Source organism: Dyadobacter endophyticus, from assembly GCF_014641595.1.
Lineage (GTDB): Bacteria > Bacteroidota > Bacteroidia > Cytophagales > Spirosomataceae > Dyadobacter > Dyadobacter endophyticus.
In genome coordinates, this window is sequence record NZ_BMIA01000001.1 from 2,635,063 (window position 1) to 2,646,717 (window position 11,655).

Consider the following 11,655-nt stretch of genomic DNA (forward strand, 5'->3'; position numbering starts at 1 on the left):
TTTTTTTCTTCTATCCTACCGCCGGATATGAAGAAAGACTGACTTAAAAAGCCAGTCTCTTGCGTACCACCGATTAACCTATCTAATGGGTATTCTGCTCTAATTCACTATGATCTCGTCCACAAACATCCAGCCTTTTCCTCCCTTGCCCTGATGCCAGGCCGGCAATTTCCCGAGGGGTTTAGCCACGACTTTAACGCAACTAAGCAACTGGGGTTCGAACGCCGCTTCGTAAACAAGGTTCTCCGCTCCCGGGATGTCCTTTGCGGGCACTTCCGGGGTGATCACTTTCAGTAATTTGAGCGATTTTTCATTGGCGCCACCCCACACCTCGATCCGGGTTGGCGGGAAAATATAACTTCCCAGGTTTCTAAGCATGCTGACGGTCACATTAGCCGCTTTTACCGGTTTTTTGAAATACAGATAGCCCTGGAAATCACTCTGGTTATAACCCAGCCAGGTCCCGCTGACCCGTTCGGTGTCCCCTACCTTGCCGTCGAACAGTGATAAAGCTCCCTTTCCCTTGTAACCCTGGTCTGCCGGCGTGAGCAGCTGCGCGCTGTCGACGGGGTAGCCGGCTTTGAAAAACACCTTTCCAACCTGCTTGCTGCCATACCACCCCGCTCTGAATGCGCGGGCTTTCAGCATCGTGTTCCTGGTAATGGAAATCGGCTTTTCGTACACTGGCGATTTTGTGCTATCGGGCTCGCTGCCGTCCAAAGTATACCGGATAACCGTACCGGCTATCTGATGTTTAAGGGATAATGTACCGTCCGCGCCCACGAGCTGATTTTCGGTAACAATAATCGGCGGGTTGAGGGCCAGCACCACAGTATCGCCGCTAAAACCCGTTTCAAATGCGATTTTAGAGCTTTTTTTCAGTCTTGCCAGCTCGTCTTTCTTCATGCCCGTACTCCACAAATAAACCTTTTTCAGGGATGGGATGGCTTCCAGCGCTTTCACCTGCTCCATTTTCACGGCAGTACCACTCAGCGACAGTTCACGAAGCTTTCCGAGTTTTTTCAGCTCCCCGAGCGAATTACCCGTCACATCGGTGAAGTTCAGGATCAGCTTGCGGAGTTCGGGAAAACCGGCTATCACTTTAATGTCCTCATCACGCACCGGCATCTTGCTCAAATCCATGGAGACGATCTGAGCCTTCAACGGCTGCAATCCTTCAATCTCTGTTATTTTAAAATTGGCACGACTATAAAAATTAACAAACAATGCCGGGGATTCCGCTGAAAGTGGTTTGATCAACCGGTAGCTTGTATTGAGCTTAATCACTTCGTCGGGGTCCGCTGCACTAAAATCATATGCCTCTTCGGTCCGGCCGCCCCCCAGTACATTCTGCCCGTAGGCATAAACCGGATTCTGAGGCGATAGGGAACTAACCAGCTGATCGAACCGCGAACCACCCTTCACCCATGCCGCGAGCAACATAATTTCGTCGTCCGTGAGCTGTACTTTCCCGCGTGGAGGCATGTGTTTTTTGTCGTCGAGCGGCAAATGCAGCCGGCCGATGAGCAGGCCGAGGTCTGCTTTGGTAGTATCCCACAAAATGCCTCCCTTCCCTCCTTTGGTAAGCAATGCCTGGGTCTGCATCTGCAAATCCCCTTTCGATTTCTCTGCATTATGGCACGAGAGGCATTTCTGATCCAATACAGGTTTTACTAGATCGGCATAAACTTTCGCCTCTTCAAAGGCCACTTTCGGGCTTTCCTCTACCGCTGGCCCCAGGGGCGAGATCAGGAAATCCTCGCCGTGGGTAAGATTCCCCCCCAGGTGCCCGCCTACAAAAAGCAGCACCAGAAACGAACCCGCCACCATTTTGGAAGGTATTTTCCAAGGCATCAGCGACTTCCGGAACCCATACCAGATAATGCTCGCAAGCGAGATCGCGACACCCAGCCATTTATGCCATAACAATGTTCCCGATTCATACCCCTCTTCTTTGGAGAGGATAAAACCTGAAAATGCCGCCACTACGGCCGTCAGCGTCCCGATGATCAGCAAACTATCCGCCAATCCGGTATTCCATCGGGCCGACTCCGGCTTTTCGACGATGATCACCCATAAACTGTACAATATCAGCACCACCAAAGGAAAGTGTAAAACCAATGGGTGCATCCTTCCGATGGCCTGCATCCAGAACGGGACGACAAAACGGCCTTCGAAAAGCAAAAGGAATACGAGTAAACCATTCAGGAAGAAGGCCAGGTTATAGACCAGCCCTTTCCAATCCGACAAATATCTGCGCACTGTTTCGAGGTTTGAGTTTGATTATGCAATGATCCCTTTCACCAGCTTGCCGGCTACATCGGTAAGTCGATAACGGCGTCCCTGGTGTTTGAAAACCAGTTTTTCGTGATCCAAGCCCAACTGATTAAGTATGGTCGCATGAAAATCATGCACATGCACCGGGTCCTTCACGATGTTATATCCGAACTCATCGGTCTCTCCATAAACAATGCCCGGCTTCACACCACCGCCGGCCATCCATACGGTAAAGGCCCTCGGATGATGGTCGCGACCGTAGTTGTCTTTGGTGAGTGTTCCCTGGCAATAGTTGGTACGACCAAACTCCCCGCCCCAGATCACCAGCGTCTCATCCAGCAATCCACGCTGTTTGAGATCGGTGATCAAAGCCGCCGACGCCTGGTCGACATCCATACATTGCCCCTTGATCTCGTTCGGGAGCCCGCCATGGCTGTCCCAGCCCTGATGGTACAGCTGCACGAAGCGGACGCCCTGCTCGGAGAGCTTCCGTGCCAAAAGGCAGTTCGCCGCGTAAGTACCGGGCACAAGGCACTCCGGCCCATACATTTTCACAATGGATTCCGGCTCTTTGGTCATGTCGGTGATTTCCGGAACGGCAGTCTGCATACGAAAAGCCATTTCGTATTGCTGCACCTTGGCGGTAATTTCCGGGTCACCAAATTCATTATATGTTCCCTGGTTCAGCTCGGTCAGATTGTCAAGCATTTTACGACGCTGCGCCCTATCCATGCCGTCGGGGTCATTGAGGTATAAAACCGGATTTTCCCCACTGCTGAACTGTACGCCCTGGTGTACCGAATCCAGGAAGCCATTAGTCCACAATTTGGAATAAACGCCCTGTCCGTTTCCTTTCCCGCGCGACAACAAAACGCAAAAGCCGGGCAGGTTCTGGTTCTCGCTTCCCAGGCCGTAACTCAGCCACGACCCGAAACTTGGACGGTTGCCTACCTGCGCACCGGTCTGGAAAAAGGTAAGGGCAGGGTCATGGTTGATTGCCTCGGTATTCAGGGTTTTGATAATACAAAGATCGTCGGCGATACTTGCCATATGGGGCAGTAACTCGCTCATCCACGCGCCGCTTTTCCCGTGCTGTTTAAAATTAAATACCGAACCGGCCAACGGAAACTTGGCCTGATTGGCCGTCATACCGGTCAGGCGCTGGGTACCGCGGATCGATTCCGGCAGGTCCTGCCCATGCATTTTGTTCAGCATGGGCTTGTAGTCGAACAGGTCAAGCTGCGACGGTGCACCGTTTTGAAAAAGGTAGATCACGCGTTTCGCTTTGGGCGCAAAATGAGGCAGGCCGGCCATGAGCCCTTCCACGTCCGGTTCTCCGCCTCCGCCTTTAAACAGATCCGGAATGAGTAGCGAGCCCAGGGCAGCACTGCCAATTCCCAGACTCAGTTTGGATAAAAAGTGCCTGCGGGTGGTATTCATCCCGAAATCAAATATTGGCTTTTCCATTGTCACTAGTTTTAGCTTTTTGTAATCGTCTCTTCCATGTTGTACAGCGCGTTGATCACCCGCATGAGCGCCGCTGCCCGTACCTCATCCGCTTTGGCTTCGTGCGGATATTCACCCACATTCAGCACTTTGAAAGCGTGCTTCTTGTCTTTGGAGAACATAGAGGCTTCGCCATTGTAGTAATCTGTCAGCAGCTTCACCTCCTTGTCGGTGGGCTGGCGGCAGACAATCCGTTGAAACAACGTCCTGATATTGTGATCTACGTCGGTAGATTTCACAACAGTCCGTTCGGCGAGTACCCGTGACGCTTCCAGGACCGTGGGGTCGTTGAGCATCACCAGGGCCTGCAATGGCGTGTTCGTTTTGGAACGTTTGACCTCGCAATGGTCGCGGTTACTGGCATCGAAAATGATCATCGACGGCGGCGGTACAGTCAGCTTAATGAATGTATACATCCCACGCCGGTACAATGCGTCACCTTTGTCCTGCTGATACGTCCGCAGCGTGCCGCGCCCCGAAGTTGCAGCCTCCCAGAGTCCTTTCGGCTGGTAAGGCTTTACGCTAGGCCCGCCGATTTTCGGGTTGAGGAGCCCGCTCGTCGACAATACCATGTCCCTTACCAGCTCCGCAGGCAGCCTGTAACGCGGGCCGTGCGACAGGTAAATATTATCGGGATCGGCTTTGAGCTTTTCTTCGCTGATCTTAGCCGATTGCCGGTAGGTGGCCGATGTTACGATCTGCTTCACCAACCTCTTAATGTCCCAGCCATGGTTCATGAAATCAACGGCAAGCCAATCCAGCAACGCCGGGTTTGTAGGCAGGTCGCCCTGCATCCCGAAATCACCTGTACTTTTGACAATACCTCGGCCGAAGAACTCCTGCCAGATCTGATTCACGAATACCCTGGCCGTGAGCGGGTTGCTTTTGCTGGTTGTCCATTTGGCCAGTCCCAACCTGTTCTGTGGCATTTTGGTGGTGTCGAATTTCATTACTGCCGGCAATGCGACCGCGGTCACCACGCGCCCGGGAGCGTCGTACACGCCGCGGTTGAGAATGTGCGTAGGCCGGAGCGTGTCCAGGTCGCCCAATACGGACACCATGAGCCTGCTGGTATCGGGCCTGTTGATGAACGATAGCAACGTCTTCGCTTCGGCGTCGGAAATCGTCATCACCGGTATTTTGGCCGGTCTGGTATTATCGATCGCGCCCTCGAAACCGAGCTCTTTCGAGTTGTTGAAAAACGCGAAAAGCCGGTAGTAGTCTTCCTGGGAAATGGGGTCGTACTTGTGGTCATGGCATTGCGCACATTCTACGGTCAATCCCAATATCCCGGTACTGAAAGTCTTCGTCTTGTCGATATTGTACTCAATCCGATATTCCTCCGGGATCACTCCGCCTTCTTCGGTGTATTTATGGTTCCGGAAAAAGGCAGTCGCCAGTATTTGCTCCTTATTGGCATTGGGCAGCATATCGCCCGCGATCTGCCACGACAGGAAACGGTCATAAGGCATGTTTTTGTTGAATGCATTGATCACCCAATCGCGCCAGGGCCACTGGGTACGGTACTCATCGTCCTGGTAACCATAGGAATCGGCATAGCGGGCCACATCGAGCCAGTAAACAGCCATTTTCTCTCCAAATGTCTTTTGAGCGAGCAGCTCATCTACTATCTTTTCGTAAGCTTTGTCGCTTTTATCGGCGGCAAATTTTTGCTGCATTTCCAAAGTGGGTGGCAGGCCGGTCAGATCCAGCGCGGCCCTTTTCAGCAGATGGCTCTTCCCGGCCTCCTCGTTAGGCGCAAGCCCTGCTCCCTCCATTTTTTGAAGGACAAAATGATCGATCTCGTTTTTAGGCCAGGCTTCATCCGACACTTCCGGCACGGCAGGCAATACCGGGGCGGCAAACGCCCAGTGCTTTTCATATTTGGCACCTTGCTTGATCCAATCGCGTACCAGCCCGATTTCCGATTCACTCAACAAACCCAGGTGCGATTCGGGCGTAGGCATCTGATAAGAGGGATCTACCGAAGTGATCCGCTTGTACACCTCCGACTGTTCAGGTTTGCCCGGGAAAATCGCGAAACCTTTGCCATCTTTCAATTTGGCATAGGCACTTTCGGCAACATCGAGCCGTAAGCCCGCCTCCCGTTTCTTGGCGTCGGGACCATGGCAGGCAAAACATTTATCAGAAAGGATAGGCCTGATATCAAAATTATAACTGACAGGCCCGGTGCCTGATTTTTTCTGCAAGGTCCCGTTCTTTTGAAAGCAGGAAACCACCAGCAAGGCAAAGGCGCCAATTGCCAACACTAAAAATAAAGACTGCTTCTTCATTTATCGATCACTAAAACTGGAAAAAACTCATCCGATTATCCGCTCCAAGCCATGCAAACTCCGCACCCAGGTAAATGCTAATATACTATCAGTGATATCTGCCCCTCGCCTCCTGCTATTTCTCCACCCGGGAACACCGAAACAACCTTATCTGCCACAGCCACACACCGACAAATTGCAAATTTATAGCAATTTAGTCCAAGGGTTCAGTTTCATATTGACACCTTTCGATACCATGTTTGCATTTACCTCGTTTCTTGCCTCAACCTGCTTGTTCTTCTCATTACCACCTCCCTTTTCGGGGCGACAAACGCGATTACAAGAGCTGCTATGTCTGGTTATTTTATATATGTTCAAATATACCAACATATTAACAGCACACAAAAAAGAAAGCTAAAAATCCATTTTACATTTGCATTAAAATACATAATACTTTAATATTCAGTACTTTATATATCAGTCATTTTTTAATGCAAATTTCGACAGTTACAGCAGATGACGCAATCTTACCCTCTTTCATGGATAGTATGTATTTAATGTACATACATACTAATTAGGCCCGCAAATAGACCTTCCCGAAGCGGTAGCCTGTGGCTTGTGCATTATCCGCGCCTGACAGGCAGAGACTAGCGTAATCTTTGGATGATATGGGCCCCTACTTTCTTGCCCTGCCTGGCGCCCTCGTCGACACTGAGCCTGTAATGGATACCGCCATACAAACGGCTCACCGATGCCTCGGAGGCAGCTTCCTGAAATGAGTTAAAATGCCGCTGCATGCCGATGTACCGGAGATCACTCGTGTCCTGAAACGCAAAATTGGCCCCATACAAATGGGTCAGCACGGTCGACGCCGACGCTGTGATGCTACTGTGCCCGCTGGGGTATTCGGGGAAAGGCGGTGTTTGCAAAAAGGGGACAAAATTTCTGTCGATCATTTCATTGACGACCGTTACGGGCCTTACTACACTGCTGCGGTACTTTTCGTCCCAGCAAGCGATAAACGCATCGTATAATGCGATGGCGGTGAGCGCATACCCCCTCGCGGTTTTTACCGGATCGGCGTGGGTTTGTTTTGCGGCGATGGCGGCGATACCCATCCAGTGGCCTCCCGGGGTAATTTTCTTTTTACCCATTATCAAATGCCCCGAATGTTCAATAGTAAAAGGATTGTCGTCCCAGAAACGCGCAATTTCCCTTTGCGCTTCGGTCAAATGGATCCCCGTTTCAAAAACCTCTTTTGCGCCTTTATAGAAAGCGCTGTTGGTATCTTTACTGTATTTGGGCGGCCTGGGCGGCATAAATTGCGCCGCGGAATCGAGCGCCATGGGCATCATGGTGTTCCAGCACCATTCTACGCCGTCCAGGTAATCGGGCGGTGTGGGCCTCCATTTTCCGGGCTCGCTGGTACCGAGGTATTTCGGCTTGCCTCTTGATTTCACGTAACCATCCGCTTTCGCTCTCGCCAGGATGGTTTTCGCAACCGTATCGCCCAATGCGACCGATCGCTGATAGGTTGAATCATCCAGCGTTTCTTTGAAATTACCGTATACAGAGGCCTCGTAAGCGCTCAGTGAATCGACTGAAAACACTTTTACCATCCTTACCACCGTAAAAAATGCCTTGGTAGCTGCCAGCGTATAGTTGTATTCCTTGCCTGGTACCGGCTCAGGCATTTTCCCGAATCCATTCAGTTTTTCCGTGATAGAAGGGCTCCCTTCCTTCGCGAATCGTATGGCTTCATAGGATGCGAGGGACGAGTACGCGTAAATACGGCTTGCTACGGGCGGCGAGAATACGTCGTAAATGATGACTTGGGTGAGAATATCCTGGTTTTCGTGAAGTACTTCGGCTTCATCCCGGCGTACTGCCCTTTCCCTGGTGCAGCCCGTGATCACGTTCAAAAGAATGACTGACGCGCAGATCGCTTTCAATAATATTTTCATTTGCGGTTTTTGTGGCGGGTTAGTAGACTACGGGAGGTTCAAAAATCGATTCTCCTTATTCTGCCCGTTTTTTCAGTGACAGCTACCGATTTTACACCTTTTCCGGCACTGAAAAAACTGGCTGATTGCGAAAGAAACGACGAACCGTAATGCACCTCCACTTTTTGTTTTCTGCCATCGGCAAAGGTGATCCCGACGCTGACGTCGGCGCGTTTCAAAGGAATGGCGTTGATGGCCTGTTTGAGTTCGAATATTTTCAGCGGGCCCCGGTTCTGTCCCGCGGCAAGCAGATAGCTCCCCGCGGCGCCCCTTAGCTTCACCATCGCTTTTCCATTGCCAGGAATAAAAATCCCGCTTTGGAGGATGGACATCGGCACAAAATCCCCTTTGCCATTTCCTTTCAGCATCAGGCCATTCAGCGCATCGTAACGGCCGACAGTCACGTCGGTTCCGTAATCGTTGGTATTGATGGCCAGATCGAGATTGCCGTCGCCGTCGAAGTCATCGGCTATCATGCCGTTCAATGCAGACAGCTGCGCCATAAACGGCAGGGGGGCCAATGTAAACTTACCGCCGCCATCGTTGCGGCAGTAGCCCGAACTGAGATTGCCCGCCTTCAATACCAATGCGCCTTCGAGTTGCTCGCTGGTGAATAGCTGGTCCATGCCGGCATTGGCGTACGATTTATAGTTTTGAAATTTCGCACGCATTCCGATCACCTGCTTCACGGCATCGTCCCGCATGTGTGCAGGATATTCTTTCCGGGTGAGGTCGGCCTGGCTGGTGGGCAGGTACAGCGACGGGAAGGCGTCATAACTGCCATTATTATCGAAATCTTTGGCATAAACCGATACAGGATATTGCTCCGAAGCCTGGAAAAACGAATTCCGTCCCAGATTCCCGACCACATAATCCATGTCGCCGTCGTTATCGAAATCGCCTGGCACAATGCTGTTCCACCAACCTTTCTGATTGGAAATCCCGGTGGCGGCTGACACGTTTTTGAAAACCCCGTTATTATTTTTGAAAAAAGTAACCGGCATCCATTCACCGGCCAATAACAGGTCGGGCCAGCCATCGTTATCAAAATCAGTAAAAACGGCATCGCACACAAGACCGATCCCACCGAGTTCACCTGCCACCTGTGCAGTAACATCCGTGAAACGAACTTTGCCGCCCTTCGAATCATTCCGGTAAATAACGCTGGACACCGGCCTGGGGTAATGCCAGGGATCTACCCGGCCGCCAACGAACAGGTCAAGGTCGCCATCCCGGTCGTAATCTACCGCCCTGACACACGACTTACTCGTAAAATTACGGGGGAATACAGTACTATCGGCTGCGAAGTTACCCTTACCGTCGTTGACATAGAATTGATCCTGATAGACATTGGAATTGGATTTCGCCGTATAACCACCCCGGGCAATGTAAAGGTCCGGGGCGTCGTCGCCATCGGCGTCAAAGAGCAGGGTCCCCATATCTTGATAATGCGCGTCGGCAATAGCCGATGGCGGCACTATCGTCTTTTGAGCAAACAAACCATTGTTTTGCTGCACGAGCAGCGTGGTCCCGGATGTAGCACTGCCGCCGACTACGATATCATCCAGCCCGTCGCCATTCACGTCGCCCGCAGCGAGGGAGGGGCCATACTCGGAAAGTTTGTGCGGAAGCAGTTTTTGAATACTGAAATCAATCTGATCCATTTGTGCGTGTACATAATGCACGCCCAGCATACCCGTAACATCACGAAACAGCGTGTTTTGGGCAAATACCGGATGAGGTTGAACGTGTTTGCCTTTTGAAGCGGCTTTGTTGACCTTGATGGCCTGGTCGGCCTTCACATTCAGCAGCGTTTGCCTGTCGCCATCGGGCCATTGGACAACCAGGGAATCCACCACGGAAACAGCTCCGAGGCCAAAATAAGGGTTAAGTTGTACCGAAGAAAGATACCCGCGGTAGGGCGTCTGCTCGTACGCCTGGTGTGTGCCTGCGTGGTAAACCTCAACCCAGGCACCCAGTCCATTACGATTCAAGGCATCGCCCTGTAACTGAACAGACAGGTAGTGTTCCCCGGAAGATCCGGCATCGGCCTTCGTGTTCTCATATAAAGAAGCTGCATCGTTGATATTGTTCACCACCATATCCAGATCGCCGTCATTATCGAGATCGGCATAGGCGGCACCGTTCGAAAACGAAATGTCGGTCAGTCCCCAGTCTTCGGAGACGTCGGTGAAGGAGCAGTTACCGCCATTTTTGTAGGCATAATTATGGAGCTTCACCTCCGGAATCTGCCGTAAGGTTTCGGATTGCGGTGTAACCGGCGACGCTTCGAGGCGGTAAGTCATAAAATCCCGGTCACTCACGTCCTTCGGAAAACCGTTGGTGACGACCAGGTCGCGCCAACCATCGTTATCGAAATCGGCCACGAGCGGGGTCCAGCTCCAATCGGTTGCTGAAACACCGGCAATGTAACCCACCTCGCTGAAAACCGGATCGCCGATCGAGTCGTTGGCATTCACCCTCGGTCCCTGATTGAGCTGAATGGTATTCCTGACATATTGGTACTGGTATTTATAAAAATCGTTCAGCTGAAATGTCTGATAGCTGCCCGGCCCCATCATCATTTTTTTACGATAATTATCCTCCGGGTTCATGTCCAGCTCCACAATATCCGACAGCCCGTCATTATTAATATCGATCACGTCCTGCCCCATTCCGTTAGCGGAAGTATGCTTGAAATAGGACGCGGCCTTATCAGTAAAAGTCCCGTCGTGATTATTGATATACAAGAGGTCGTTAGCGATGAAATCGTTCGTGACGAATATATCCTTCCAGCCATCACGGTTAATGTCGGTGACGGTCACCCCGTGGCCGTAACCTTCGATCGTCAGCCCTGCTTGCGTGGTGACGTTGGTAAATACCGGATGTTTCAACGCAGGATCGGGGTCGTTGCGGTAAAGCCGGCCCGTACTCGGGAACGAGCCATCAGTGATTTTAGGCTTGAAAGTAGAAGGGTCTACCCTGGGAACTATCTCGTTCACCACCAGGTATACATCCAGGTCGCCGTCATTATCGTAGTCAAAAAAACTGGCCATGGTGGAATGCGTGGTATCGTCCAGGCCATAGGCCGCCGCGGATTCCCGGAATGTCACCGCTCCGGTGCTATCCTTGCCCTGATTAATATAGAGTAAATTCTTCCTTTTCTCCGGATCCCCATGAATGGACGCGCATACGTACATGTCGAGCCAGCCATCGTTGTTGATATCCACAACCGCCACCCCTCTGCACCATTTACCGTTTCCGCCTACACCGGCACGGTCGGTCACATCCTCAAACTGCATTTCGCCTTTATTCAGGTATAGTTTATTGGATACCATATTCCCTGTAAAATAGATATCCTGCAAGCCATCGTTGTTAAAATCCCCTATCCCGACGCCACCCCCATTGTAGATATTGATGAGATTGATCGGGTTGATCGAATCATTCTCTACGATTTTATTATTGAAATCGATACCCGAATGCTCCGGAGATACCAACTGAAACAGTTTACCATTCCTTTTGCAGGAAAAAGACATTAAAACGATCGCCCCTGACAGAAGAGCAGTAGAAATAAACCTCATAAATAGCTGCTTAAT

At 51.3% G+C, this 11,655-nt stretch carries 5 protein-coding genes; all 5 read right to left on the reverse strand.

Going from position 1 to position 11,655, the window contains the following annotated elements; genetic code table 11:
- Positions 1-99: 99 nt before the first annotated feature.
- The 5 genes from IEY24_RS10610 to IEY24_RS10630 all read right to left on the reverse strand — a co-directional run bounded on the left by IEY24_RS10610 (position 100) and on the right by IEY24_RS10630 (position 11,640).
- Entirely contained in the window at positions 100-2,262 is a 2,163-nt protein-coding gene (locus IEY24_RS10610; RefSeq protein WP_188931456.1) for an FN3 associated domain-containing protein, read from the reverse strand.
- Positions 2,263-2,283: 21 nt separating this feature from the next.
- The gene (locus IEY24_RS10615) at positions 2,284-3,744 is read right to left on the reverse strand and encodes a DUF1501 domain-containing protein (RefSeq protein ID WP_188931458.1); all 1,461 of its coding nucleotides are present in this window, start codon (positions 3,742-3,744) and stop codon (positions 2,284-2,286) included.
- Positions 3,745-3,755: 11 nt separating this feature from the next.
- Complete coding sequence (locus IEY24_RS10620; RefSeq protein WP_188931460.1) at positions 3,756-6,077, reverse strand: PSD1 and planctomycete cytochrome C domain-containing protein; 2,322 nt, start codon at positions 6,075-6,077, stop codon at positions 3,756-3,758.
- A 626-nt stretch (positions 6,078-6,703) separates the two neighbouring features.
- A complete protein-coding gene (locus IEY24_RS10625) occupies positions 6,704-8,020 on the reverse strand; it encodes a vanadium-dependent haloperoxidase (protein ID WP_188931462.1) in 1,317 nt (438 codons plus the stop codon).
- A 38-nt stretch (positions 8,021-8,058) separates the two neighbouring features.
- Entirely contained in the window at positions 8,059-11,640 is a 3,582-nt protein-coding gene (locus tag IEY24_RS10630; protein WP_229221834.1) for a VCBS repeat-containing protein, read from the reverse strand.
- Positions 11,641-11,655 lie beyond the last annotated feature (15 nt).